The organism is Peribacillus muralis (genome assembly GCF_001645685.2).
In the GTDB taxonomy this organism is placed as follows: Bacteria; Bacillota; Bacilli; order Bacillales; family DSM-1321; genus Peribacillus; species Peribacillus muralis_A.
In genome coordinates, this window is record NZ_CP017080.1 from 2852690 (window position 1) to 2878449 (window position 25760).

Consider the following 25760-nt stretch of genomic DNA (forward strand, 5'->3'; position numbering starts at 1 on the left):
CCTTCACGATTTTTATAAAAGCGTGCCGCTTCTCTTCTATGTGGCTAGTTTCCTTGATTATACTGGACAAGATATTATAAGAGGAGAGTAGATGGGGTATTGTTTGCGTGGGTTCGATCAGTCATGTCAAATCATTCCCTTGTTATTCATCCATTCGTTCTTTAATTAGGATCGTCAACATTGTTGGGCTACCTCCAAATTCCAGGAGATTAGATATACTCCCTCTCACCGCTTACTTAGGATAGGTTAATTTCCTCCTTGCCACCAAGTGTTGCAAGCGGGCACAATTATATGTTTGAACGATATTGATTGGAAAAAAGGATAGCATAGACTCCATAGGAAAAAGAAACCCGCTGGAAGGATCGAAAGCCAGTGAGTTAATTTTGCGCGTTTTGATTCCAATATGAATGTCGTAAAAGAGCTTGTATCCGTTCCTTGAAGCCCTTTCTTTTCAAAACTGCGTTTGATTATTTTGATCCATCCGGTATGTAATCTTTCCATATTTTCACTAGGCAATACATGTGCCACACTTGACGTTATTTTCACAGCCTTTTACCCGGTTTATTAATGAATATTCGATCAGGTACATTCACAGAAAATAGTGATATTCCTATAAAAAAACACGATGCAGCAATATCGATGATTATTTCCAACCCGCCTGGCAAAAGGCGGGTTAATCGCTTCGGTTGCATTCATCCTGCCAAATGCCTGTCTGCATCGTCAATTTCATTAAATAAAACACCCAGTTCTGAAACATACATAATTCTTCTCCATTTTTCTTTTCGAAATAGATTTGCAGGTGAATTAGCCTTGAGCGGAATCCTTTTGCACGATTTTATCCCGTACTTGCTGGCCGCTTAACGTTACCATGGGCATTCCACCGCCAGGATTAACGGTCCCCCCCACGAAGTAGAGATTATCGTATCGTTCACTTTGCTTTCCATGCTTGAATCCACGGTTTTTCGTACGGTGGGAGACTGTGCCATAAATGGATCCGCGATGTGATCCATACATTGTTTCAATATCATGTGGCGTCCACATGTCTTCCGTAACAATATTTTGACGCAAATCCGTCAAGCCCATTTTCTCCAATTTCGTTAATACACGTTCACGAAGCTTTATGTAATCATCCTGAGTGAATGGTTTATCTTGAATATAAGGGATATGTGGAAGTATTTTAATATTTTCATGTCCAGGAAGTGCCTGGGATGGATCTGTTTTGTTCACATTGACCACATATATGGTTGGATCATCGGGCAGTTCATGGTCACGGAATACTTTATTCATTTGTTCGTGTAAGTTATTAGAAAAGAAAAAGTTATGATGTGACAGCTGAGGGTATGTTTTGCGTACACCTAAGTGCAGGATTAGCCCAGAACTGGATGGCTCAAAACGTTTTTCAAGCTTTTTGATGAATTTCGGTTTTTCATCCAATAACTTTTCATAAGCTGGAATCACTTCCATGTTGGAGATAAAATAATCTGCTGTTTTCCTCGATCCATCATTCAGCTCTGCTGCTATGATTTCCCTTGAAGGTCCTTTCCTGATGAGTTTTTTGACCGCTTTTCCAGTATATAATTCCACACCTAATTCAGTTGCAAGTTTGACCATACCTTGAGCGATTCGATGCATCCCACCAGGGACGTACCAAACACCTTGAGCATGCTGCATATAGATCATCATATTAAGAACGGCAGGTGCATCATATGGAGAAGACCCTACATATTTAATAAAATAAGCGAGCATATCCCGGAGCTTTTGATTGCTGATTCGTTTCCTGATGGCATCATACATCGTTGAAAAAAGATCAAAGCCTTTAAAGGATTCTAACAAACCATGCTGTTTAAAGATTTCCATCGTCGAATCTAAGCCCTTATCAAAGTATCCTTCTTCGGTCACCTCATATATCCGGCGGGCATAGTCTAAAAAATGTTTGTATTCCTCTATGTCCTTTTCGCTCAAACAAGAGTTTTCCTGCAGCATCAAAGTCAAATCTCCATAGAGATCTATGATCGAATCGTCCGGAAAGAAGGAACGCCATTCATTTTTTAATCGAATGGTAGGGATATAGTCAGCCATATCGCGGCCGCTTTTTACAAACAATGTTTGGAATATTTGAGGCATGGTCAAAATCGACGGGCCAAGGTCGAAACCAAAGCCATCCTGTTCCAGTCGATTCAATTTACCTCCAAGATGGCCGTTCTTTTCATAAAGTGAAACCTTATAACCACTTTGGGCCATGGATATTGCGGCTGAAAGTCCTCCCAGCCCGCCTCCAATAATGACAACCGTTTTATTGGCTTCGGTCATGACGCCCACTCTCCTTATTCTTTTTTTAAAATATAGACAATCGCTGACCTTTTCCATATCGAAGCGGGAGCGAAAGGCAGGATAGCATCACACAGTTAAAACCTTGGTTTCTTGTTGAATTTGCTCCATTTCTTCTGGAGATATAAAGTTCCTCTTCAAAAGGCAGTCATATTTATTATCCCTAACGGCGTTTAAGATTCCACGATAAAGACGTGCCGATAGCAAAACCTGGAATTGGCTGTCTTTATCAAAATAATGGACGCCTTCTTGAAATTCATCAAACAACTCTTCGGCACGACGGGCCATCTTTTCCCAAATCCTGATGAAGCCGATACTGATTATGGCTTTTTTGATATCCTCCTCAGTGTACGACTCCGATTTCATCTCGGACAACGGCAAGTAAATTCGATCATTTTTTCTATAGTCCTCCCCGACGTCCCTTAATATATTAGTAATTTGCATAGCCACGCCAAGAGATATCGCTTGCTGAGTGAGGTCTTGTTTTGATTCTGAAGCAATGATGGGCAAGAGCATTAAACCAACCGTCCCTGCAACATAATAGCTATATTCTTCTACCTCCCCCATTGTTTGAGGAATTGTGAAATCAATGTCCCTCCTCTGACCATTCAGCTGATCAAAGAAAGGCTGAATATCCATTTCATAACGGGTAAACACATCTCTTAAAGCTCTCCAAAGTGGCTGGTCCATTTCCTTATTTGCCTGGAACAAGCTCAACTCCTGTTTTATACGGTTTAAAGCGTTGATTTTTTCTGACCTGTGCCCCCCCAAGTCAACACTATCATCTGCAATCCTGCAAAAAGCATAGATGGCATAAACGGCGTTTGCTTTCTCCTTCGGTAATCCTAAAAAAGCAAAATAGAAACTTTTAGAATTCTGCTTGATGATGTCCTCACAATACCGATAATCTTTGTCCAATTGTGTTTGATCAGTCAATCTCATTGGCCGACCTCCTAATTATTACCTGCATGTAATACCTGCTTACTGCCATGATCATCCAAAATCAATTCTTCTGTAGCGATTTTAGCTGAAAGTAATACGATGGGGACTCCGGCACCAGGGTGAGTGCTGCTTCCAGTAAAATATAGATTTTCACATTTTTTAGCTTTACTCTGTGGGCGAAGATGATTACTTTGTGCCAGGTTAGGACGTAAGCCGAAGCAGGCACCGTTATAGGCATTGAATTTTGATTCAAAATCAGGCGGTGTCATATAGGATTCCGAAACAATTTCATTTTCAATATTTTCAAGGCCTTCTACTTTTTTAAGAGATTCGAACACTTTTGAACGGTAATAGCTTATCGTCTCATCATTCCATTCGTATTCCGAGGTGGACAAATCAGATACAGGCACCAAAATGTAAATCCCATCTTTTCCTTCTGGAGCCAATGAAGGATCAAGCTTTGAGCCGAGATAAACATAAAAGGATGGGTCATCTAAAATCCGTCCATCAAAAATGTCTGTTAAGTTCTTCTCTAACCCTTCGCTAAATACAAAATTATGGATCGTTTTCAGCGATTCATATTTCCGATCCATTCCCAAATACATAATGAAACACGAACAGGAATACTTCATGCTGTCAATTTTTTTATCGGTATACTTGCCTTTCGATTTCGTGTCTTTGACCAGATTTTTCATCGCATATGGAAAATCTGCATTACAAAGTACGTAGTCGGAATAAATATCTTTATCATCCACTTTAATGCCAAGGGCTTGCTGATTTTCAATCAGGATTTCTTGAACACTCACGTTATAGTGCACATTGCCGCCTAACTCTAAAAACAGTCGTTCCATGGACTGGGCCATCGTATACATTCCACCTTTGATGAACCAAACGCCATAGAGTAATTCGATCATCGGGATAATGGTATATAAGGAAGGTCCATTGTATGGAGATACACCTATGTATAAGGTTTGAAAACTAATCATCTGCTTAAGGCGTTCATTCTTCACATATTTCCCGATAAAATGATCGGCATTATCGAAAGTCTTCAATTTCAATGCTTGACGAATCATGAATGGGTTATAGAAATCAGACGCGTGTCGGAACGGCCGTTGAATAAAATGATTTTTTGCAACAACAAACCGTTCATAGATTTTTTGAAGATACTTCAAGAAACCTTCTGCATCTTCGTCGCTAATTTTCTCCAAGGTCTTCATTAAATCCACTAAGTCTGAAGAGATTTCATATGCATCTTCCGGTTCGCTTCCAAAGAAAACGGAATACATCGGATCTAATTTCTCCATTGGAATATAGTCATCAGGATTACGGCCTGCCAGTTCAAAAATTTCCTGGTAAAGCTCAGGCATCATGACGATGCTTGGTCCTAAGTCGAATTTGTAGCCATCCTTTTCAATTCTGTGCATTTTCCCACCGGGCATCGATTCTTTTTCGAATATTTCTACTTGATACCCTGCATGCTGCAATCGGATTGCACTTGCCAATCCAGCTACACCCGCTCCCACAACGATTACTTTCTTTTTATTTACCATGGTTTCCCCCAATATCATATTCATTATTTTTTTGTATAAGTTCAAATAGTCTGCCAGTTTTATCGACAAAATAGATGAAAGTCAATTTTAACGATATTAAAAGTATTGATTTAATTATTGCTAGGAAGTTGTTTAGTTGTCAACTGTTTTGTATAATGTTTAATGATAAACATTATACAAAACAGTTGACCATCCTGTCTAAGCCAATAGAGTGAATAAGCAAGTCACTATATACATTCCGTTAAATGGCTTGTACAATATTATAGGATTTTCATTATACGTTCGAAGCCGCAGATTATACATAAAATATTTCGATATAAAGGATGAAAGCTATGAATCATACTCGTGGTGGTACGTTTTATATAAAAGATGTTTCAGCTGTTACAGGACTTTCCAAACAAGTTATCCGAAAATGGGAAGAAAGGTATGACATCATACAACCTGTCCGCCATGAGAATGGATACCGACTTTACAGCAAGGAAGATATCAACACTCTTTTAACTATAAAATCGCTTCAAAAAAAGGGATTCTCCATTAAACAAGCAGCTAATTTCGCAAAAGAGGGGCTACTTACGGAGGAAAAAGCAGAGGTACAGTCCAATAGTGCTTTTAACCCAGATTTAAATGATTATGTGATTCGGTTGATTGAAAAAGGGTACACGTGTAATGAATTGGATTTACTTGTAGTTTTAAAACAGGCTTACCACTTTTACGGTTTAGAAAAATTCCTAACAACCGTCGTTTCCCCTTTTTTAATAGAAGTCGGTGATAGGTGGGAAAGCGGTGAATGGGATGAATATCAGGAATCTGTCTCAAGCATGGTAGTGAAGGATTTTCTTGTCCAAATACGCCGTAACTTTCAATACGCGGATAAAGCGTCATTAGTTTTAGGCGCATGCCTTCCACATGAACATCATGAGATACCTGTACACTATATTTTGTTACGCTTCATGTTAAGAGGCTGGAAAACGACCCTGATAGGTGCTTCACCGGCTCCTGGATCCATTCAATCATTAGTTACAAGATTGAAACCCAGAAAAGTGCTGCTATCTGCTTCGACGACACTTCCATTCGAAAAGGATCCTGATTTACTTAAAACCCTTGATTCATTCGCTGCTGAAAATAAAACAATCGAGTTTTATTTAGGTGGAGCTGGTGCGATGCTATACACTAAAGATAAAACGATCAACAACATATGTGTTACCAACAGCATTGAAGATATCCTGTCTTTGAAGCAATAGTAGGAAGCAGGAACTTCGGGGCAGCTTGATGAATGATAAGGCATTTTACTCATATACCGAAAGACCGACATACATTTCATATTTATGTCAGTCTTTCACAAGAGTTTTCACCCATTTTTAAAACTGGTTATTGCCGGATAATCCTCAACTCATGGTCCAAACCTGTCATATGTGCTAGATCATAAAAGTTTCGCCATACAAAAAAACGACCATCTTTTAGATAGTCGCTAATAAATGGTCATTTGAATATGATGGATATGATTTTTTCTGTTGACATTTTACTATCCACCTCATATGTTCCAGGGCGTAAACCGTTGGCTTTGCCTTTCTTTTCAACCTCGTCAGAAAATGCATTTGCATTTTTAATGACTTTTGCCTTTTGTAGGTTTTTCCCCACATCGATGCTAGTCGAACCTTTAGACACTTGCAACACTGTGCGGTATACGATTTTTTCTGTTGGTTCTTTTTCTGCTTCTTTTTCTTTTGCCGCATCCATTTGTTCTTTAATGGACTCCGCTTCAGCAATTTGATCTTCCCATTCCTTTTCAGAATGGATGACATACCCTTTGGAAGTGAGGGACGCTTTCATATCATCATCAGAAATTTTCTCCGAGGTGCCCGTCGCTTCTCCCGGTCCAAAGAAGTATACTGCTCCGCACAGACCGGCAGCCACAATGAGACCGCCTGCAAAGCTGCGCATTGATTTAGATGTCATTGGCAACGGTTCTCCTTTCATTCTTCGTTTTTATGTAAGGAGTAAGCAAGATTTCAATCTCATTTTCTGGATATTTAGTTTTCAATGCGATGCTTTCTGATGAATAGCCACGCTTATGTAGATCTAGCACCTCTCGCAGCAAACTCCGCTTTTCGGAAGACATGGCAAGGACGCCTGCCTCTTGTGCCGTAATTTCCGCATCTATCTCGATGTTCCTGATTTTTTCTTGTAATACATTCATTTCATCTCCAAATGTACTGGCAAGCTGCTCCATTTGTTCGTCCACTTTTACGGAATCCTTTTTGCTAAACGATAAAATGAACAGTAAAACTGCTGCACCAAACAAAATGACAAGAGTCCATTCCATCATTCTATGTCCCTCCTTAATCTTGTATCGATTGTCTCGCTTTCTAATTATATATTGATTTGCATGAAAACTCGATTTAAAAGAACAAAATAACACAAAAGTCATGCATTTATGACAAAAAAAGGCGTAATAATGCCACCACTCCCGATTCTGCATGATTAAACGAAAGATCCACCTTCCATTTAAGGACCATTTTACCATAAAATAATCCACTTTGATAGATTTGGTACTTGCAAGCTTCCCTTGAATGATTGCTGATACATCGTATTCTATTTGACCCTTACGAAAGCTTTTCGCGATTTCCATGACGAACTTGCTTCACCTTCCTTCCAGCCTTTAAAAGTAGATTAACATGACAAATACGGTTTTAAACGATAAAATATGTAGTATAAGGTTCCTTTCCTGTTTCATTAAATAGGTGAAATTTTTCCGTGTCATTTGCTTAATGGATGCATGCAAAATCATAAGGAGGAAACTATGAATATAAAACTAACGAATATCCCGAGTTTCATGCAGGCAGAACTTGACCAGCTTCAGGAAAATCTATCTCCTATGTTGAAGAAAAGCATGAAATACGGCTTGCTATCGACTGCGATGATCGGGTTTTCCGTCATCAATCTTTTTTTCTTATTCTTTAACAACGAGTCCTTATCGATCTCGAATATAGCACTTGGAATCTATGCATTGATTGGCGCTATCGGATTTGCTCTATTGAAGGAAAATAAGCATAACCAAAAAGAAATTGCTAAAATGAGCCGGACCTATATGTTGGACAGGATGAAAAAAAGCCGCTATGTAACGGAGGCGCGAAAAAGCAATTACTATAAAAAGGTGAATGAGCAGCCTCTATATGCCATGAATGTTTTTTTCGAGTTTCTAGCGGAAGAACAGCAGCGGAAGGACCAATCCTTCCATAACGAATTTTAAAGGCAACAAGCCCCTTCATGATCGTTCAAGAAGGGGGCCCGGGCTATAGCAGAACTCGCGATAATGGATTGACCTTGAGCAATTTATACGTTGGTCGACCTTTGCCACTGCTGGTGCTCGGCCTAGCGCTTGCAGTGACTCTCATGTCTCGCACTTCTTAGCAGGACTTCCGCCCTTTCAATCAATGAACTATTCATGGCAGCTGCCCTTTCTTTAAAAATCGAATTCACGAAAACGGTGGAAGAAGATTTTTGACAGGAAATGAACTAAAGCCCCCTTATGAACGCATAAGGGGGCTTTATATTAATGCTGACATTCATTCACTTAGTACGAGGTCTGCAATGACAAGGATTTTTCCTGCCTTGATATCTTCCACGTATTGATCGACTTCTTCTTCCTCTAATCCCATATCCAATAGCGGTTTCCTCAAGCCGCCTGCTCCTGAGGCTGCTCCAGCTGCCGCTCCGCCAAACGTTGCAAATATCGGCCCAGCTGCCAGGATGGGTCCTATTCCCGGTACGGCTAATGCACTCATCCCAATCAATAGCCCCGTCAAGCCGACAGCACCGCCAGCTGCTGCACCGGCTACCAATCCATCAGTCTTTGTCGGGCTGACTTCTTCCGCTTCATTAGGCAATTTGTCAATGTTCTTTGCTATGATGGATATTTGTTCCGAAGTATATCCTTGTTGCTTTAAATTCCCTACTGCTTCAGTCGCTTGTTTTTCATTTTCATATATTGCGATAAACCTCTTGTCCATGGTATCTGCTCCTTTAAAAGTAATGTACTCTACAATACCCTTATTTGAGCTTCACTAACCCTCCATAGAAAAAATGAATGTCACCCGCGAATTTGCCCCTGACCATAAATGAAGTACTTGCTCGATGTCATGGCAGGCAGGCCCATTGGTCCACGTGCATGAAGCTTTTGAGTGGAAATGCCGATTTCTGCACCATAACCGAATTCAAAGCCATCTGTAAAACGGGTGGAAGCATTGTGGTAAACTGCTGCTGCATCCACTTTATTTAAAAATATGGCGGCGTTTTGTTCATCTTTCGTAAGAATCGCTTCGGAATGCTTCGTACCGTAGCAATTGATATGATCGATGGCTTCCGTTACATCCTTAACGATTTTCACGCTGATTTTCAATGCTAGGTATTCATTGGACCAATCTTCCTCCGTAGCAGCTTTCGCTTTCGGAAAAGCAAGGCATACCTCGTCATCCCCAACTATTTCGATTCCCGCTTCATCGAGAAGTGTCAGTATGCGCTGGCCATTTCCCTTAAACCAGTTTTCATGAATGAGCAAGCTCTCGATTGCATTGCATACGGATGGACGCTGTGTTTTACCGTTTAAGACAACGCTCCCGACCATATCGATATCTGCCGCCTCGTCGATGAAGATATGGCAATTACCTGCTCCTGTTTCAAGGACGGGAACAGTGGACTCCTTAATGACCGTTTCAATTAACTGCTTACCTCCCCGGGGAATCAAAACATCTAAGTATTCATTAAGATGGAAAAGTTCCTTAGCGGTTTCTCGGCTCGTATCTTCGATCAGCTGTATAGCTTCCACAGGAATATCCGTTTTCTCCAAAGCTTCATGGATGGAGGAAACCAACGCCATATTGGAATGTCTCGCTGATGAACTCCCCCTTAGCAGGACGGCATTCCCCGTTTTTAAAGCTAATGTAGCGGCATCGATGGTCACATTCGGCCTTGCTTCATAAATCATTCCAATTACACCGATCGGCACCCGCCGTTTTTTAATCAATAAACCGTTTTCTTTTTCGATCGTCTCCAATGTTTCACCGATTGGATCTTTTAATTCTATTAAAAGCCTTATCGCAGCTGCCATATCATCTATACGAACATCATTTAACATGATCCGATCCAATATTGACTCACTCAAGCCCTTTTTTCGGCCTTCTTCAAGATCTTTTTTGTTTTCTAGTAACAGCCTTTCTTTATCGTTAACAAGTTGCTCAGCTATTTTCTCGAGTGCCTCATTCTTTTTTCCCGTTGTCGCTCCGATTAGCTCATAACTGGCTGCCTTCGCTGCTTTACCCTTCGCCATCACTTCACTCATTTCAAATGCCCCCTATTCCTGCTTTAGATTAATTATGCTTTCACCCATCTATCACGGTGGATGACTTCAATGGATGTGATTACAAGCTCGGTTGTCCGCTTGCCCATGGCCTGTTTCAATTCCTCATCGGAATATAGGACCTCTCCACGACCTAACAATCCGTTTGCCCCATAGACCTCCACGACGTCCCCCTTGTTAAAAACGCCGGTAATATCATAAATCCCTGCAGGCAATAGACTGCTTCCATTCGAAACCAATGCCCGTTCAGCACCTTCATCAACGAAGATTTTTCCGGAAACTTGTGAATGAAGGGAGATCCATTGCTTGTTTTTCGTAACCGTCGTCAAGACGTCCTTGCCAATGTATGTGCCGTCCCCTTCACCCTCAAGGATCTTGATGAGTTTTTCACTTCCCGCTCCAGACCCGATAAATACTTTCACACCAAGAGACAATGCTGTCTGGGCAGCAATCAGCTTTGACTTCATCCCTCCTGTGCCCACACTGGAGCCTGTACCTTTTGCCATGTGCAATAAATCGTCCGTGACGTCGGAAAGCTTATCAAATCGTTTAGCCTCCGGGTTTGTATGGGGATTGGCATCATAGAGGCCATTGATGTCCGTTAAAATGATTAAGTGGTTAGCGTGGACCAATCCGCTCACTAAAGCGGAGAGCATATCATTGTCACCGAAGGTCAGCTCTTCGACAGATACTGTATCATTTTCATTGATGATCGGCAGGATGCCACGCTCCAGCAACTCCATTAATGTAGCATAGGCATTCTTGTATCTATCTTTTTTCGAGAAATCCTTACGGGTTAACAAAATCTGTGCCGGCACGATTCCAAACTGCCCCAACTGCTCCATATATGACTGAATCAGCAAGCTTTGGCCCACAGCCGCTGCCGCTTGCTTTCCTTTTAGCGTAACGGGTCTTGTCGGATATCCGAGCTTGCGGAATCCAGTCGCTACAGCCCCTGATGATACAAGGACCACTTCATGTCCCGCTTTCCTTAAAGCTGCCACAGCCTGAATATGATCGCTAAATTTGCTTTGATCGATTTCACCTTGTGAGTTGGTTAAAGAACTACTTCCTATCTTCACTACGATGCGTTTCTTTTCCATCGATTCTGTCCTCCAGTAAATATCTTAGCCATGAAAAAAAGCCCTTTTCATCCTCGAAACAAGGACGAAAAGGGCTGCTCTCCGTGGTACCACCTTCATTGAATGCCAGCTTGATGCATTCCACTTTGCCTGATAACGCCAGGTTCTGCGCCTATGTGTTGCATAGGACTCAAGAAGCAGGTTCTGCGTTTTCCTGTCGCGGGCCTTCCAGCTATTGGCGCCGCTCTCTGTCACAGTCATGTCTCGCATACTAATCTTCTCTCAACGTTCATGGTTTTAATATAGTATGCAAAATTATCTTCTTGATGTCAACAACATTCCTTGCATGAAAACCTACCTGCTTATAACGACACGGCAGGACCGAAGAACTCGTAGTGAATGTTATCCGGTTCGACGCCTAACTCCTTCAGGCATGTGATGATCGCTTTCATGAAAGGAACAGGGCCACAAATATAATAGTCAGCGTCAGGCTTTACATGGAGGCTCAATAATTCCTTATCCATATACCCTTCCTTCACAAAATTTGGCAGCTGCTTATCTTCCTTCTCCGGATTTTTAAACACGAACGCTAATTGATAGCTCTCGAGTTTCTGTGCGAGACCTGTCAGTTCTCTTCTGAACGGTTGTACTTTCCCATTATCGGAAGCATGAATGAATTGTACATCACGGTCGGGCGTTTGATCGGCAACAGCATGCACCATGCTCATGAAAGGAGTGATTCCGACGCCGCCGCCAAGGAAGACGACAGGTGTCCCTTTCTCCAGATCAATGGAGAAATGGCCTGCAGGCGCGGTTAAGTCAAGACTGTCCCCCACCTGGATGGAATCATGCAAATAGTTCGAGACTCTGCCATCCGGAGAGCTTTCCGTCCGCTCTTTTTTAACGGAAATTCGGAAGTAATCTTTTCCGGCAGCATCTGATAAACTATATTGCCGATTGAATAGAAAGCGTTCACCCGGTATCCCGATACGAACGGTTACATATTGACCAGGAAGGAAGGCTGGAATTCCTTCACCATTTGCCGGCTTTAAATAAAAGGATGTAATTACATCACTTTCCGGCACCTTTTTGACGACTGTGAAGGGTTTGAAGTCAGCCCATCCCCCTTCCTGTTTAGAAGCTTGGTCGTACATTTCCTTCTCGACGCTTATGAAAACCCCGGCGATGACTCCATAAGCGTCCCCCCATGCTTGGAGGATCTCCTCGGTAGCTGCTTCTTGCAGAACTTCCTTGATTGCAGCCAATAAATATTCCCCGACGATTGGATAATGCTCAGGCTTAACAGCGAGACTTCTATGCTTCTGTGCAATTTGCTTCACTACGGGCAAAATCGTTTCGAGTTGATCGATATGTTTGGCAGCAGCCAAAACTGTATTGGCAAGTGCATGTTGCTGCCGTCCCTTTTTCTGGTTGGCATGATTGAAAATATTCAATAATTCCGGATATGCTTCAAAAAGATTTTTGTAGAATACGGTTGTGATGGTTGTACCATGTACCTCTAATACTGGTACAGTGGATTTAATGATTTCGATGGTTTTCTGGGATAGCATAAATAAACCCCTTTTCATAAACAAGTATTTTAAATACATGTTTATATTAGAACGGAACTGTTTAAAAAGCAATATATTTAATACATCTTTTCAGCGGCTAAAGTTTAATGTTTAAAAATTGTTCACATTTATGATATAGTCAAATGGGGATAGAATGTGAGGCGATAGACATGAGGTTGACAAGTTACTCCGATTACTCACTTAGAGTGTTGATATACCTGGCTTCCCACGACCAAAGCAAATTATCGAATATAAAAGAGATTTCGGAAGTTTATCAACTATCTAAAAATCATTTGATGAAGATCGTTCATAATCTAGGTAAATTAGGCTATATCGAGACGATACGCGGAAGAAATGGCGGTTTTCGCCTGGCAAAACCACCTGCTGAAATAAATGTCGGGGAAATTGTAAGGAAAACAGAAGAGGATTTTTATTTGGTGGAATGTTTTAAGGACCATGGCAATTGCATCATTTCCCCTGTCTGTTCATTGAAATTTGTCCTTAATGATGCTTTGGATGCTTTCCTACAGGTCCTTGATCAATATACGATTGCAGACTTCATCGAAAATAAAATGATGCTCAAAGCCTATTTCGATTCTGCAAAACAGCATGACGAAGGGACCGACTCTTTATAATCGGTCCCTTTTTCATTAACCAATAATCCGTTCGATTCCACAATCCTCTTCCCTTCTCAGGTCTTTGATCCCAGTTTCCGTATTCACCAAAACTTTAAGCGGATCGTATGGATTGATCATGATGACCGTCCCCGTTTGCCTATTGGTCAGCATGACTTCTTTACCTACCAGGGTGGACATCAATTGATTGATGAACCCCATCAGTATTGCCGGATTGAATTTATCGAACATATCACGATTCATTTGTTCAATCACCTTATAAAATGGCATGGCCTTTTGATACACACGATCGGATGACATGGCGTGAAATACATCGGCTATCGCCACGATCTTCGAATGATGATGAATATCGTTTCCCTTCAATCTTAACGGATAACCGTTCCCATTTTCCCGTTCATGATGCTGAAGGGCAGATAATGCAATCGAAGGCGGCAATCCAGGGATATCTTTCATTAATTCATAACCATAGATTGTATGAAGCTTCATTTCCTCATATTCTGCCGCAGTCAATTTAGCCCTTTTTTCCAATACGCTCTCGGAAATCCTTGTTTTACCAACATCGTGCAGAGTGGCGGCCAAAGTCAGTGTTGAAAGATTTTCTTTGGAAAATCCAAGCTTTCTCCCTATGTAGGTCGCAATGATCGCCACACCGATATTATGGCTGTATGTGTACTCTTTGCTTGCTTGCAATTGTTCGAAAAGGTAATGAATATCCGGATTTTTTGCAGCTTCCAAAATGACAGGTGCAATATCCGTTTGAATTGCCTGGACCGTTTCAAGCTTCATATTTCCATTGCTGCGTATATCTTGAAAAAAACCTTTCATTCGAACGGAAGCTTCATTAATTTTTCTATTGATTTCCGCTTTGGATAGTGATTGATGTTCGGTCAGGCCCGATCTGCAATCTTCGCCTTTTTTCAGTTCTGCGATCATGATGTCAATTTCCGGAATGGTAAGAGGCGGTAACGGTTTATTATTATTCAGCTTCCCTTTTCTATTGTTCAACGCGCTCACACTTTCCTCTATTTTTTACCTATAATACCATACCCTTGATGAATCTGCAGGAGATAATGAGTGACTTTATTAAAGCTTACACATGGCCTTTAAGTTCGTTGCCTAGCTTCTTTAGCTTTTCCCCAACCGTACATTCGGTAATACAGAACTGATGGGCGTAAGTACGTCCCTTCTCTTTCCGGAAATGTTTTCTCAAAAAGCAATCCTGGCAGAATGAAGTGAGGACATCTTCGACTTCTTCATAAATTTTTTTCCTATTCATGGTTGATATGGCTCCTTTGATCCTGCAATTTCGGATTTGCTGAAAATGGCCTTTCCCTCAAGAGCAATGGTTGCCAGACGATCGGCTTCCTGATTGTCCTTTCGCGATATTGGCTTATAAACTGGAATGATCTTTAACTTATCAAGCTTAGCCTCAATGCGGTCCAGCCACTTATTCAAATTTTCTTCCATGCATGGCCATTCACCTGAAAGTTGATTTAAGACAACAAGCGAATCCCCTTTGAATACACAGCTCTGGTGGTGGACCCCAAGTTCATCAAGTTGTCTGACGGCTTCGTGAAAGGCAGCATATTCCGCTTCGTTATTGGATTCGAATTGCTCCAGTTTTAAATTGGCGCGTAAACGCCAGAACTTTTTGCCTTGGCGAAAGTAAATGGCAACACCTATTCCGGCGATCCCTTCTTCTTTAAGGTGCCCGCCATCAAAAAAAATCGTCACATCCTGCGGTTCTTCCTCAACTTCCTTCAAGAGTTTCTTTAACTGCTTCTTCGTCCATGCTGTATCGAATTCATCCTTGTATTCAACTTCCTTCAGCCTTCCTGCCTTTTCAAGATCTTCTGTAATGACGAGCGCAATATCGGCTTCCAGCCAATCCGATATGAAAACGGCAGATGGCTTTTTTGATGCATGATAGGTCCATTGCATAATAACCTTCAAAAATATCCAGCTCCTTTTCATCTCAATATTCATGCAGCATAGTCGTACAATTTGATACCTATTTTTCTCCATACCATTTATAATATAAGGTAGGGGAGTTAATGCATTCTTACTATTATAGTCCCCATATTAGCTTGAAATTCTCTGTTTCAAGCTTATTTCTCCACATAATAGTAATTCTTAAACCAGAGGGGGGAGTACATCATGATTGAAGTATATATCGATGGTGCCAGCGCAGGCAATCCAGGGCCAAGCGGTGCTGGTGTATTCATAAATAACAACGGCGTAGTGGAACGGCATGCCATTCCACTTGGAATAATGGACAACCACGAAGCGGAATACCATGCTTTAATTAAAGCATTGGAAATTTGTGTAGCCAACAAGTATGAAGTCGTTTCATTCCGAACGGACTCCCAAGCCATCAATCAAGCCATTGAAAAGGAATATGCTAAAAAAAAATACGCCATTTTGCTTGAACGGGCGCTCAAGCTCTCAGCCAAGCTTGATCTATTTTTCTTGAAATGGATTCCAAGTATTGAAAATAAATCTGCTGATGAGTTGGCTAGACGGGCCATTCGCTTAAATCAGAATGAGGAAATTCATGAACAAGACTGCTGACCTTTCATTATTATTCGTTGTTTTCATCTGGGGAGTAACGTTTGTCATGGTTCAAAACGCCCTGTCGTTTCTTGAACCCTTCACATTCAATGCCGTCCGTTTCTTCATGGCCTTCATTTTCTTGCTGATCCCTTATTTACTGACCTTACGCAAAAGGCAAAAAAGAAGCAATAAAGGTCTGTTATTGGCAGGGATTCATATCGGGGTTTGGCTCTTTCTGGGATATGGGTTTCAAACGGTTGGATTGAATTACACGACTCCTGCGAAGACAGGCTTCATAACGGGATTGAGTGTTGTCATGGTCCCCGTTTTTTCACTTCTCCTTTTAAAGCACAAGCTTTCCCGCCCTACCATGATAGGTGTCGGTGCCGCCACAGCAGGACTCTACTTAATGACCTTCGCTGACAGGTCCACCATGAATATCGGTGATTTACTGGTATTTTTATGCGCAATAAGTTTTGCCATGCAAATCATCACGACAGCCAGATATGCCAAGAGTTTGCCTGCATTACCGCTGACGCTGGTCCAGCTTTCTACCGTATCATTATTATCATTTGCGTCAGCCTTCATTTTCAATGAGAATCATTCCGTCATCTTCCAGTCATCAGTCATGCTGCAAAAAGACGTATGGACCGCATTATTGGTGACGGCAGCATTTGCCACCGCTTTCGCTTTTTTTGCCCAAACTTTCTTCCAAGCGTATACGACACCTACGAGGGTTGCATTGATCTTTTCAATGGAACCGGTTTTTGCAGCGTTATCTTCTTACATATTGATTGGGGAAAAATTGACTTCCGCTTCCCTCATCGGCTGTGTACTCATTTTCTTGGGGATGATACTTGCTGAGTTGCCATCAAGACGGAAGAAAACGAAGATAACTCAGGAAATTACCTGATGATTCACAAAAATAAATCGGACTTCTAAATAAGGAAGTCCGATTTATTTAAGAAGCCCTTGTTCCATTGCGAAAGATATCGCCCCGTTACGCGTTTCTATGCCATTTTGTTTCAAGTTTTCCAAAAAGGAGATATAAAAGCTGCCGTCAAAATTCTTTTGGACCTTTAAAGTTAACTCTATCGCTGCATTGACTAAAATATCACTTGCATCTGTATAGCGCTTGCCAAAATAAATAAAGCCAATGGCATCATTGCCAAAGGTGAATCCCTTTCCTTCCAAAAAACGAACGTACTCCTCAGTCGATTTCACCACTTCTGCATCCACTCCAAAATTCATGCCTTATTTTCATCTTACCGTAAATAAAAGATTTTGACTATCCATTTTTCGACAAAAAATTCACCGTACAAAGAAATGAAGTTTCCTTATGACAGCTGCTGTTCTTTAGACAAAACCCATGAAAATCAAGGAACGACACGCATATTTGCCTCAGGAGTCCCGTACCTTCCGTTTCAATTCACTCTGCTAGAAAATGTGGAATGGATTTCAGATTGCTTGTAATTTTTGTCGTTTTGTCCAGAATCGGCCACATTAAGTTAGACAAGTATTATGACATTACTAGATCGCCGTACATTTACCCAAAAATGTGAAGAACGAATGATGCAAATTGAATACTTGCCTAACAGAAGTGGTAATGCCAACCTCTTAATCTTAGCCGATAATTCAAAGGGGAGCTTCCATTTAGGAAGCTCCCCTTGTTTCGCGTTTATATCATCCTCAGTAAAGCCCTGAATTCATGGTCCCTAGCCAGAGTCTGCACCTTCTCACGGTCATACCGGTAGACTGCATCATCCAATGAACATGAAATTGGTACGTCACATTTTATTTCAGCAAGTTTTCTGGATAAATGAAGCATATCGACGGCAGACTCGATCTTAACCCGCTGCCCGTTAGTCAATGAAGCGACATTTTCAAGGATGCCTTCAATGCTTTGATACTGTATTAATAATTTTAACGCTGTCTTCTCCCCAATCCCTTTCACTCCGGGATAATTATCAGCAGTATCACCCATTAGAGCCTTTAAATCAATCATTTGCCTTGGGGTGATCCCTTTCCACTCATAAAAGCTATCGGGATTATGAACCTCATAATTACCATAGCCTTTCTTTAACAAAAGAACGGATATGTTTTCTTCTATTAACTGAAGCATGTCTTGATCGCCTGTCAATATACTTACTCGGCTATGCTGGGCAGAAGCTTTTGCAATGGTCCCGATACAGTCATCCGCTTCATAACCAGAGAGCCCTATATTTGGTATGTCAAATGCTTCTACTGCTTTTTTCGCCAAGTCGAATTGCGGGATCATTTCAATGGGAGCTTCGGAACGGTTGGCCTTGTATCCATCGAATAATTCATTCCGGAACGTCTTGCTGCCCATATCCCAGCATACAGCTACATGACTGGGCGAAAATTGATTCACAGCTGTCAGCATATGTTTCAAAAAGCCTTGAACGGCATTTGTCGGCATTCCCTTTGAATTGACCATGAATTGACCGGTAACGGCCGTTGCATAAAATGCCCTGAATAGGAGCGCCATTCCGTCAACAAGCATGAAGGAACGTTGCTGCTCGTTTTCTTTCTCTAACACAATATCACCTCTATCATGATGTATATCCATTTTATCATACTTGGCCACTTTTTTAAGAGCGTTTATTTGGAAACTAAATCACTCAACCGGATTATCTTCATAGGAAATCCAGTCACTAAAGCTGCCAATATAAATTTTAACATGTTTAAAACCAGCTTCTTTCAATGCAATGAAATTGGGGGAAGCCGTAACCCCTGAACCACAGTACACTATGATTTCCTTATCTCTGCTGATATCACTGAAATTCGCCTGAAGCTCTTCCTTCTTTTTGAAATGGCCATTAACGAGCACCTTCGTCCATAGCTTGTTGACTGCCCCAGGAATATGTCCTGCTTTTTTATCGATTGGCTCCTCGATCCCCTGGTACCGTTTCGATTCTCTTGAATCCACTAAAACGATATCATCTGGCCTATTCAATGTAAAACCCTTCACTTTTTCATAAGAGGCAAAAACTGCCTCATTTAATTCAATACGATAATCCGTTGAAGGGTACTCCGGAAGGGAATTATCAATCGGGTAACCGGCTTCCTTCCAGTCGGCATATCCTCCGTCAAGCACCTTTACATCCCGATGGCCAAGATAGCTCAGCAGCCAGGCAAACCTTGACGCATAAGAACCATCTCCGCCATCATAAGCCACGAGTGCCGTATCATTGGTTATTCCGTATGCTTCCAATTTCCCTTTTAACGTTGATAAGTCTGGAAGCGGATGCCTGCCACCATGTATCTGGACTGGTCCTGATAAATCTTTTTCAAGATCGAAATAAACGGCGCCAGGAATATGGTCTTGGTCATATTCACTTCGCCCTGCTTCAGGAACGCCTAGACGAAAACGGCAGTCACAGAATCTAATATCATTGGAAGTGAGTAACGGCAACAATTTTTCCTTGTCAATTATATAACTCATCCACATCTCCTCCTTTTTTTAAACCAAATCGGTCCACAATAGCTAGAATGCACGTACTTGCAGAAGGCTTCATTCTTTCATTCTTTATGGATGATGGTTTTCCTTCTATTGATGAAAATTTTTTTCGCCTGCCTGGCAATGGCGATCTGCCATCCATCCGTTGTTTTCGACTCTCAGTTGGATATATACGGAGGATACTGTAAATCCTTTGATGAATGAAAAGAATGGCTGCCTGCAGCAGCCATCCTTTATTTTCAGTCTTTTTATCCACTTTAGGTTTGTGGTTCTTTACTTAGTTTATTTCGATTGCATATTCGCCAATTGCAATACCGCATTTTCATAGTATGGTAAATCCACTTTTTCCTCCAAAGCTGCACGTAGCCCCGCAAATATATCGGCTATCTCCTTCTTGAACTCATTTTGGATGGCAAGCAATTCTTGATCAAGCACTTGATCATACATGGCAAAAATCCGTTCACCCTGCTCTTTTACATACGTAAGGGCAGGTTCATCCAGACGCTTCTGAAGTCCCTCGCTCATCTTCACCTTTTCATTTTTTTCAAAGAAAGATTTAGGGTTTTTGAATAAAGCCAATTCTTTCTTGAATTCCGCCGTATCCAATTGGACGAAAGCTCCCGTGAATTCCGGAGATTCCCGCTCATTAGGTTCATATGGCTGTAACGAGAGCGTTTTTCTTACTTTCTGCATTTGCTGCAGCAAACCGTTTTGTTTCTCATTCAATAATTTATTCACGAACATTTCCGATCTTAAAGCCGTTGCCCGCATTTCCTGGGCGAGGTCAAAGCCTAGCGCGTCCAGCAGATTGATCAGTGCTTGCTTAAGGACCATTTTCAGATCTCCGCCATCCTCCTTCAATACAGCCGGGTTGAAAGACTCCTTGAAGAAATCATTGAACCGGAAGAAGACCCGTTGCTTACTATAAAACGTCAATTCATCAATCTCTTTTTTCAGGCGTTGCTTTTCTGCATCACCTTTCATGACAGAGAGAATTTCGGTAATTGCCTGAGCCTCAACCGAAAGGGTTTCTAAAGCTTTTCGTTTCGTTTTTTCATCCTGCTTTGAAGCCGCAATCACATCACGAAGCAGCTCTTCCGTTCTCTTTACGGCTGCTTGTGCCGATTCAATGGCCAGTCCTGTTAAATCGTTTTCAATAAAGAAATCGAACTGCTTCTGAAACTCGGAAATCCCACTATTCGGAAGGAACGAGTGCTTAAAGGAACCTGGCGTTTGTTTTTCCGATAAGGCCCCTTTACTCGTAAGCGGAAATAGCTTCGGAAAACGGATGCCAAACCCATTCAATTGATCTGTGACATATTCCATCACTTCGTCCAATTCATCGGTTGTTTGGGCAAGATCGACGGCATTGACGATAAAGAACATCTTATCCATGGCAAACGAATCCTTGACACGGCCAAGTTGAATCAGGAATTCCCTGTCTGCCCGGGAAAATGGATGATTATAATAGGTCACGAAAAGAATGGCGTCGGAATTCTTGATATATTCGAAAGCAGCGCCTGTATGCCGTGCATTTATCGAATCCGCCCCTGGAGTGTCGACAAGCACCATCCCCTGCTTTGTCATTTCGCAGTCATACCTCAATTCGATCAAATCCACTAGACATGACTTGGATTCTTCCGCAGCAAACCGTTTGAACCCATCGAGATCGACCGTTACCACATTGCCTAAATCGGCTTTATGCTCGGGCATCCCTTGGTGAAAGGCGCGAAGAAAGGATAAATGTGTTTTCCCTTTATCCACTTCGCCGGCTTTCGCAATGATTTGCCCTGCCAGTTGAAGGGCTTCTTCAAGTGTCTTAGCCGATTTATCAAAAGCAGCCAGAGCCAGGCTAACATCTTCTAACAGCATCGCTTCCGTTTTTAATTTGACCGTTGCTGTCCCGTGGGGATGATCAGCGTCAGATGCCATGATTTTGTTGATGGCCGCTGTTGTCGGGTTAGGCGAAACAGGAAGGACGCTTTCTCCCATTAAAGCATTGGCAAAGGAAGATTTACCGGCACTGAAGGCACCGAAAAGGGCAACAGTGAAAGTTTGCTTCTCCAAGCGATTGGCCTTATCTGTCAATTCTTTATGAAGTGATTGGAAGCCTCTCAAAGGCTGAATCAATTCAGCGGCTTGCTGCAAGCTTGTGGCCGTTTCCATTAGCTTTTCTTTTCCCCGTAGATCCGTTGCACCTTGGAATGGAACCGCAGTTAAAGGTGCAGCACCCTGCAATCCTTGCTGAGATACAACTGGATCTTTGATAGGCTTTGGCGTACTCGCTTCCGCTGTTTTCATGATTTTGACGGTAATGTTTTTTTCCTCATCATTCCACTGACTTAATAGATTTTCAATATCTTGATCCGTTGCCAATGTTGCCGTTTGATTGGCGATTGCCTCCAATCTTTCCGATTGGGCTTCTATTTCAGCGTTGATTGCCGCCGTTACTTTTAAGGCTTCCGCGAATTCGGCAAAGCCCTCCAGCTCCTTATCGATGGATTGTGACTGCACTTCCACGATTCCTTCCATGACGGAAGCTATTTGATTCAAAAAGCCTTCCGATACATCACGGGCCTTCTTTTTGATGGCAGTGGCCAAGTCATTTGTATAGTTTAAGACATATTCACCGGTAATATCGACTTGAGGCTTCAAGGAGTCTTTTATGTAAGCTTCCGTTACCTCGATTTGCAGTGCTTGTGCCGTGCCCTCAAGCGCTGAATCATGAACTTCCGCTTTTGTCAGCGTTTTGACCGCCAACTCCTTAAGATGCCATTCCAGCTGGGTCTTCACCTTTTCTTGCAAATCCGCCAAAAATGCTCGAATCCGTTCCTCACGCTGCGCCTCCGTTTTTTTCTTAGCAAATAGAAGCCCCATTTTAAAATCGGGTTGTGCTGACTCCAAGAAGGCTTTTCCTAGGTCACGTGTGGACGCGGGCATGATGTATGCACTCTTCAGGATTGTTTCCAAAGCCTCCGAATATTGGACCTTGATGGCTTGGATCCGGCCATTCAATGAATTTTTTTCCTTCATTAGGCTGTCCACTTGATGCGTCAGGTGCGTTCGCTCTTCAAAAGGAAGTTCCGACAAGACTTCAAAATCATTCGCATGCTCTTCTTCATATTGTTCCTTAAGCCAGACAAGATGCCTCTCGACCAAGGCTTTAGCTGATTGCATGATGGCATCCTTTCCATCACTGTGGCCCCTATCCGCCATTTCATATATAAACTTGCGAACCTCTTCTATTTCATTCTCTTTGTTATTCAGATCTCTAACGGATGTATAAAAAATCCCATCAGGATACACATTCCAATTTGCAAATGCTTCGGAAACGGAAAGCTTGAAGTCTTGGAAGCTAAGCTCACTCTCATCATGCTTATCGATCATGTTGATAATCAAATACGTCGGTTTCTCGGCCTCAAGCAATTCTTTCGTGAACAGGAAATTCACTTCTGATTGAACGTGATTATAGTCCATTACATAGAAAACGACATCTGCGAGATGGAGGGCTGATTCCGTAGAAACCCTATGTGCATCGTCAGTCGAATCGATTCCCGGCGTATCCATGATGGCACATGAATCCGGCAGGGAAAAATGCTTGGAACTTATGGTTATTGCCGAAACGGAATCTCCGTCTTTGGCAAATTTCTTGACCTCTTTAAAATCATATGGTGCAGGAAATAAAACGGGCGGCTGATTATGATAAAAGACTTTGGCATAGTCTTCCCCTTTTTGCACTTTAACCGTATTGGCACTCGTTGGAATCGGTGAAGAAGGCAATACTTGTTCATCAAGCAGAAAATTGATCATACTTGATTTTCCTGCTGAAAAATGCCCGCAAAAAGCGATGATGAATTCCTCATTATTCACTTTCATGATTAACTGCTTCAGCTTATCAGCGTTGCCTGTATCTCCTGCCGATTGAAATTTCTCATACATCGCAGTCAAAATTCCCAATTTGGACTGTTGTTTAACTGTTTCTTGAATCATGAATCCATACCCCTTAATCTATCGTCATTTTAATATTCTTATTGTAAACGATTTCGATTGTTATTCATACCGTCAGCTTTTAGTTTTACTATATGATTCAATACAGGGCATGTTAAAAAAACCACCGATTGGTGGATAGTCTCGGTTTGATTGAAAACATCCTAATATTTTTTGAAACAAAAAAAACCAGGCAATTTACCTGGTTGTCGGAGTGGGGTTGAATGAAGCTCGGTTTTCCTTTGTTGACTCATCATAAGATTTAATTGCCTTTGCCGGTTTTTGAATATTACTCAGTACATATTTCATCACAAAACCATATGTAGCGATTGTCAATAAAATGAATACCCAGACCATTACATACACCATCCTCTTTTATATTAAGCTGCCATTAATTATTTTAAGATTTCAATGATATCCGATTGAGAATAATTTTCATCTTCATTTAAAATCTTATCACGAACGATAATCATTTTCAATAAGAAAATGGATTTTTTCTCATTTTCCTTTGAAAACCGTCGAGTATTGCGTATTTTCCTTTAACGCCTTCTCTTCAAGAGGGATTCTTACCGCCATCATCCAGGCATTCAAGATCGTAAAGAGGATGGCTGTAAAAAAAGCATTGAAAAGCAAGGAAATAACAATGATTTCAGTAGCCACTATAATATAGTTTGGATGTTTGAAAAATTTATAAGGTCCTTTTATGACCACTTCCGCATCAGGAACGACGATGATTTTTGTATTCCAATGCTTCCCTAATGAACTGATCACCCAAATCCTTCCTGATTGGGCAACCAGAAAAAGAGTCAGCCATATCGGCCAAAGTGCAGAGACATTCCTTCCAAATGCGAGCACCTCCAATATGAGGACGACAAAAAAGCTCACGTGCATCAGGACCATCCATCTGTAATGGGACTCCCCGTATTCAACAGCTCCAGCCACTTTGAGCTGCTTTTCATTTTGTTTGGCAATATATAATTCTACAAGGCGTTGAATGGCAATCAGGATAATGAAAATGGTGAAAATCATCATGTCCACCTCATTAACAAAAGTTCCGATGAAAATCCTGGCCCCAATGCGGCGGCCAAGCCTATGTCTTCTTTATTTCCGCCACGCTGCATGAATCTTTCCAAGACATACAAAATGGTAGCTGATGACATATTGCCAAACTCCCTCAATACACTCATTGACTCTCTTGTCATGCTTTCATCGAATCCCAAAGCTTCATGATAGGCGTCAATGACCTTTTTCCCGCCTGGATGGGCAATGAAGTCCGAGATATCGTCGAGCTTCAGACCATTTTCAACTAAAAAGGCTTGTACATTCGGTTTTAGCCATTCCTTGATGATGGTTGGGATATCCTTGGAAAAAACGACGTATAGTCCCTGATCCCTTACATCCCAACCCATTACATCCAAAGAATCCGGCATGAGCGTGGATTGGGAATTCATGAAGGCCAAATGACTTTCTTTTTTTGAAAGCTCATGAGGGACTTCGTCGCCGCAAACCAATACACAGCTTACTCCATCAGCGAATAAGGAAGTGCCAATTAGATTGCTTTTTGAAATATCATTTCTTTGGAATGTCAAACTGCACAACTCCACGCTCAAGACAATGACCTTCGCCCTCGGGTATGCCTTGCAATATTCGAAAGCCCGCGATAATCCGCTTGCCCCTCCTGCACAGCCTAGCCCCCAAATCGGGATTCTTTTCGCATGCGGGTTAAATGGAAGTTCATTCATGATCCTGGCATCGATCGTCGGAGTGGCCATCCCCGTGCTGGATACATAAAAGAAAGCATCCAATTCGTTTGCCGGCAGCTCTTCTTTTAAAAATTCCGTGTTGGCTAAGCACTTTTGTATCGCCTCCACCCCAAACTCGATCGCCTGCTTGATGTACAAATCATTCCGCTCGGCAAAAGTATGATCCTCTTTAAACCATTCAAGATCATTTGAAAAATACCGATTCTCTACTTGACCATTCTTAAAAGCCTTTAGTAACCGTTCAATATTTTTAAAGGAAGGTCCGAAAATTTCCCGTGAAAATTCCATTATTTTTTCCTGTGATAATAAATATGGCAACTTTATATGTGCAGCAGATAGCAAATATGGCATGAGCCCACCCCTTAATATTCATGATATGGTTAATATACCCACATAGGCAATATTTATGCTTTCCATCTAAATACCCATTATATTTACTGGAAACTTATTATTTTTTCTTATTTCATTAAAATAATTAGGCAAAAGAACCTATTTATTTGTTAAAATAGAGA

25 protein-coding genes are annotated in these 25760 nt (G+C 41.6%); 5 read left to right on the forward strand and 20 right to left on the reverse strand.

Going from position 1 to position 25760, the window contains the following annotated elements:
• Window positions 1–246: 246 nt before the first annotated feature.
• The 4 genes from ABE28_RS26120 to ABE28_RS13820 all read right to left on the reverse strand — a co-directional run bounded on the left by ABE28_RS26120 (window position 247) and on the right by ABE28_RS13820 (window position 4820).
• Window positions 247–501: a glycosyl-4,4'-diaponeurosporenoate acyltransferase CrtO family protein gene (locus ABE28_RS26120; protein ID WP_373921346.1), complete on the reverse strand. Its 255-nt coding sequence runs from the start codon at window positions 499–501 to the stop codon at window positions 247–249.
• A 303-nt stretch (window positions 502–804) separates the two neighbouring features.
• The gene (locus tag ABE28_RS13810; RefSeq protein WP_064462896.1) at window positions 805–2310 is read right to left on the reverse strand and encodes a phytoene desaturase family protein; all 1506 of its coding nucleotides are present in this window, start codon (window positions 2308–2310) and stop codon (window positions 805–807) included.
• A gap of 87 nt (window positions 2311–2397) precedes the next feature.
• Complete coding sequence (locus ABE28_RS13815; protein WP_064462898.1) at window positions 2398–3270, reverse strand: phytoene/squalene synthase family protein; 873 nt, start codon at window positions 3268–3270, stop codon at window positions 2398–2400.
• Window positions 3271–3281: 11 nt separating this feature from the next.
• Window positions 3282–4820: a phytoene desaturase family protein gene (locus ABE28_RS13820; protein ID WP_064462900.1), complete on the reverse strand. Its 1539-nt coding sequence runs from the start codon at window positions 4818–4820 to the stop codon at window positions 3282–3284.
• Between the two features lie 332 nt (window positions 4821–5152).
• On the opposite strand from ABE28_RS13820, the gene ABE28_RS13825 reads away from it, so the two are divergent.
• Window positions 5153–6061, forward strand: coding sequence for a MerR family transcriptional regulator (locus tag ABE28_RS13825; protein WP_064462902.1), 909 nt, complete (start codon window positions 5153–5155; stop codon window positions 6059–6061).
• A 238-nt stretch (window positions 6062–6299) separates the two neighbouring features.
• Here ABE28_RS13825 and ABE28_RS13830 read toward each other — a convergent pair whose 3' ends face one another.
• Both ABE28_RS13830 and ABE28_RS13835 read right to left on the reverse strand, forming a co-directional pair.
• A complete protein-coding gene (locus ABE28_RS13830) occupies window positions 6300–6776 on the reverse strand; it encodes an endolytic transglycosylase MltG (protein WP_064462904.1) in 477 nt (158 codons plus the stop codon).
• Window positions 6766–7146 carry a hypothetical protein gene (locus tag ABE28_RS13835; protein ID WP_257390591.1) on the reverse strand — a complete coding sequence of 127 codons (381 nt, stop codon included), beginning with the start codon at window positions 7144–7146 and terminating at the stop codon, window positions 6766–6768. The genes ABE28_RS13830 and ABE28_RS13835 overlap by 11 nt, the downstream gene beginning before the upstream one ends.
• A 474-nt stretch (window positions 7147–7620) precedes the next feature.
• Between ABE28_RS13835 and ABE28_RS13840 the strand changes: the two genes are divergently transcribed.
• Complete coding sequence (locus ABE28_RS13840; protein ID WP_064462906.1) at window positions 7621–8070, forward strand: DUF5392 family protein; 450 nt, start codon at window positions 7621–7623, stop codon at window positions 8068–8070.
• 316 nt (window positions 8071–8386) lie between these two features.
• On the opposite strand, the gene ABE28_RS13845 is transcribed toward ABE28_RS13840, so the two are convergent.
• The 4 genes from ABE28_RS13845 to hmpA form a co-directional block, all read right to left on the reverse strand.
• The gene (locus ABE28_RS13845) at window positions 8387–8830 is read right to left on the reverse strand and encodes a general stress protein (protein ID WP_064462908.1); all 444 of its coding nucleotides are present in this window, start codon (window positions 8828–8830) and stop codon (window positions 8387–8389) included.
• A gap of 80 nt (window positions 8831–8910) precedes the next feature.
• Window positions 8911–10158, reverse strand: coding sequence for a glutamate-5-semialdehyde dehydrogenase (locus ABE28_RS13850; RefSeq protein ID WP_064462910.1), 1248 nt, complete (start codon window positions 10156–10158; stop codon window positions 8911–8913).
• A gap of 32 nt (window positions 10159–10190) precedes the next feature.
• Window positions 10191–11279 carry a glutamate 5-kinase gene (gene proB / locus ABE28_RS13855; RefSeq protein WP_064462912.1) on the reverse strand — a complete coding sequence of 363 codons (1089 nt, stop codon included), beginning with the start codon at window positions 11277–11279 and terminating at the stop codon, window positions 10191–10193.
• Window positions 11280–11620: 341 nt separating this feature from the next.
• The gene (hmpA, locus tag ABE28_RS13865; RefSeq protein WP_064462916.1) at window positions 11621–12829 is read right to left on the reverse strand and encodes an NO-inducible flavohemoprotein; all 1209 of its coding nucleotides are present in this window, start codon (window positions 12827–12829) and stop codon (window positions 11621–11623) included.
• Window positions 12830–12999: 170 nt separating this feature from the next.
• Between hmpA and ABE28_RS13870 the strand changes: the two genes are divergently transcribed.
• A complete protein-coding gene (locus ABE28_RS13870; protein WP_064462918.1) occupies window positions 13000–13464 on the forward strand; it encodes an RrF2 family transcriptional regulator in 465 nt (154 codons plus the stop codon).
• Between the two features lie 15 nt (window positions 13465–13479).
• On the opposite strand, the gene ABE28_RS13875 is transcribed toward ABE28_RS13870, so the two are convergent.
• The 3 genes from ABE28_RS13875 to ABE28_RS13885 form a co-directional block, all read right to left on the reverse strand.
• On the reverse strand, window positions 13480–14469 hold the full coding sequence (locus ABE28_RS13875) for an HD-GYP domain-containing protein (RefSeq protein WP_156775777.1): 990 nt from the start codon (window positions 14467–14469) through the stop codon (window positions 13480–13482).
• 85 nt (window positions 14470–14554) lie between these two features.
• The gene (locus ABE28_RS13880; RefSeq protein WP_064462920.1) at window positions 14555–14740 is read right to left on the reverse strand and encodes a zinc-finger domain-containing protein; all 186 of its coding nucleotides are present in this window, start codon (window positions 14738–14740) and stop codon (window positions 14555–14557) included.
• Complete coding sequence (locus tag ABE28_RS13885; RefSeq protein WP_257390592.1) at window positions 14737–15417, reverse strand: reverse transcriptase-like protein; 681 nt, start codon at window positions 15415–15417, stop codon at window positions 14737–14739. The genes ABE28_RS13880 and ABE28_RS13885 overlap by 4 nt, the downstream gene beginning before the upstream one ends.
• Window positions 15418–15621: 204 nt before the next feature.
• On the opposite strand from ABE28_RS13885, the gene ABE28_RS13890 reads away from it, so the two are divergent.
• Window positions 15622–16035: a reverse transcriptase-like protein gene (locus ABE28_RS13890; protein WP_064462922.1), complete on the forward strand. Its 414-nt coding sequence runs from the start codon at window positions 15622–15624 to the stop codon at window positions 16033–16035.
• On the forward strand, window positions 16019–16930 hold the full coding sequence (locus tag ABE28_RS13895) for a DMT family transporter (RefSeq protein WP_064462923.1): 912 nt from the start codon (window positions 16019–16021) through the stop codon (window positions 16928–16930). Before ABE28_RS13890 ends, ABE28_RS13895 begins: the two co-directional genes overlap by 17 nt.
• 44 nt (window positions 16931–16974) lie before the next feature.
• On the opposite strand, the gene ABE28_RS13900 is transcribed toward ABE28_RS13895, so the two are convergent.
• From ABE28_RS13900 to ABE28_RS13930, 7 genes are all read right to left on the reverse strand, one after another.
• Window positions 16975–17268, reverse strand: a complete 294-nt coding sequence (locus tag ABE28_RS13900) for a DUF6123 family protein (protein ID WP_257390593.1) — start codon at window positions 17266–17268, stop codon at window positions 16975–16977.
• Between the two features lie 427 nt (window positions 17269–17695).
• Window positions 17696–18541 carry a 5'-3' exonuclease gene (locus ABE28_RS13905; RefSeq protein ID WP_257390818.1) on the reverse strand — a complete coding sequence of 282 codons (846 nt, stop codon included), beginning with the start codon at window positions 18539–18541 and terminating at the stop codon, window positions 17696–17698.
• 114 nt (window positions 18542–18655) lie between these two features.
• Window positions 18656–19483, reverse strand: coding sequence for a sulfurtransferase (locus ABE28_RS13910; RefSeq protein ID WP_064462927.1), 828 nt, complete (start codon window positions 19481–19483; stop codon window positions 18656–18658).
• 297 nt (window positions 19484–19780) lie between these two features.
• Window positions 19781–23488: a dynamin family protein gene (locus ABE28_RS13920; RefSeq protein ID WP_064462931.1), complete on the reverse strand. Its 3708-nt coding sequence runs from the start codon at window positions 23486–23488 to the stop codon at window positions 19781–19783.
• Window positions 23489–23683: 195 nt separating this feature from the next.
• Window positions 23684–23842 carry a hypothetical protein gene (locus tag ABE28_RS25090; protein ID WP_156775780.1) on the reverse strand — a complete coding sequence of 53 codons (159 nt, stop codon included), beginning with the start codon at window positions 23840–23842 and terminating at the stop codon, window positions 23684–23686.
• 141 nt (window positions 23843–23983) lie between these two features.
• Window positions 23984–24517: an isoprenylcysteine carboxyl methyltransferase family protein gene (locus ABE28_RS13925; RefSeq protein ID WP_306807295.1), complete on the reverse strand. Its 534-nt coding sequence runs from the start codon at window positions 24515–24517 to the stop codon at window positions 23984–23986.
• On the reverse strand, window positions 24514–25599 hold the full coding sequence (locus tag ABE28_RS13930) for a type III polyketide synthase (RefSeq protein ID WP_064462934.1): 1086 nt from the start codon (window positions 25597–25599) through the stop codon (window positions 24514–24516). Before ABE28_RS13930 ends, ABE28_RS13925 begins: the two co-directional genes overlap by 4 nt.
• Window positions 25600–25760: the final 161 nt, after the last annotated feature.

Coding starts and splice junctions, on each gene's coding strand:
- ABE28_RS13880 (WP_064462920.1), bottom strand. CDS start 14,740: ATGAATAGGAAAAAAATTTATGAAGAAGTCGAAGATGTCCTCACTTCA.
- ABE28_RS13835 (WP_257390591.1), bottom strand. CDS start 7,146: ATGATGGAATGGACTCTTGTCATTTTGTTTGGTGCAGCAGTTTTACTG.
- ABE28_RS13830 (WP_064462904.1), bottom strand. CDS start 6,776: ATGACATCTAAATCAATGCGCAGCTTTGCAGGCGGTCTCATTGTGGCT.
- ABE28_RS13810 (WP_064462896.1), bottom strand. CDS start 2,310: ATGACCGAAGCCAATAAAACGGTTGTCATTATTGGAGGCGGGCTGGGA.
- ABE28_RS13840 (WP_064462906.1), top strand. CDS start 7,621: ATGAATATAAAACTAACGAATATCCCGAGTTTCATGCAGGCAGAACTT.
- ABE28_RS13895 (WP_064462923.1), top strand. CDS start 16,019: ATGAACAAGACTGCTGACCTTTCATTATTATTCGTTGTTTTCATCTGG.
- ABE28_RS25090 (WP_156775780.1), bottom strand. CDS start 23,842: ATGGTCTGGGTATTCATTTTATTGACAATCGCTACATATGGTTTTGTG.
- ABE28_RS13905 (WP_257390818.1), bottom strand. CDS start 18,541: ATGCTTGTTGACGGAATGGCGCTCCTATTCAGGGCATTTTATGCAACG.
- ABE28_RS13900 (WP_257390593.1), bottom strand. CDS start 17,268: ATGAATTTTGGAGTGGATGCAGAAGTGGTGAAATCGACTGAGGAGTAC.
- ABE28_RS13910 (WP_064462927.1), bottom strand. CDS start 19,483: ATGAGTTATATAATTGACAAGGAAAAATTGTTGCCGTTACTCACTTCC.
- ABE28_RS13925 (WP_306807295.1), bottom strand. CDS start 24,517: ATGATGATTTTCACCATTTTCATTATCCTGATTGCCATTCAACGCCTT.
- ABE28_RS13890 (WP_064462922.1), top strand. CDS start 15,622: ATGATTGAAGTATATATCGATGGTGCCAGCGCAGGCAATCCAGGGCCA.
- hmpA (WP_064462916.1), bottom strand. CDS start 12,829: ATGCTATCCCAGAAAACCATCGAAATCATTAAATCCACTGTACCAGTA.
- ABE28_RS13930 (WP_064462934.1), bottom strand. CDS start 25,599: ATGCCATATTTGCTATCTGCTGCACATATAAAGTTGCCATATTTATTA.
- ABE28_RS13820 (WP_064462900.1), bottom strand. CDS start 4,820: ATGGTAAATAAAAAGAAAGTAATCGTTGTGGGAGCGGGTGTAGCTGGA.
- ABE28_RS13825 (WP_064462902.1), top strand. CDS start 5,153: ATGAATCATACTCGTGGTGGTACGTTTTATATAAAAGATGTTTCAGCT.
- ABE28_RS13815 (WP_064462898.1), bottom strand. CDS start 3,270: ATGAGATTGACTGATCAAACACAATTGGACAAAGATTATCGGTATTGT.
- ABE28_RS13920 (WP_064462931.1), bottom strand. CDS start 23,488: ATGATTCAAGAAACAGTTAAACAACAGTCCAAATTGGGAATTTTGACT.
- ABE28_RS13845 (WP_064462908.1), bottom strand. CDS start 8,830: ATGGACAAGAGGTTTATCGCAATATATGAAAATGAAAAACAAGCGACT.
- proB (WP_064462912.1), bottom strand. CDS start 11,279: ATGGAAAAGAAACGCATCGTAGTGAAGATAGGAAGTAGTTCTTTAACC.
- ABE28_RS13850 (WP_064462910.1), bottom strand. CDS start 10,158: ATGAGTGAAGTGATGGCGAAGGGTAAAGCAGCGAAGGCAGCCAGTTAT.
- ABE28_RS26120 (WP_373921346.1), bottom strand. CDS start 501: ATGGAAAGATTACATACCGGATGGATCAAAATAATCAAACGCAGTTTT.
- ABE28_RS13870 (WP_064462918.1), top strand. CDS start 13,000: ATGAGGTTGACAAGTTACTCCGATTACTCACTTAGAGTGTTGATATAC.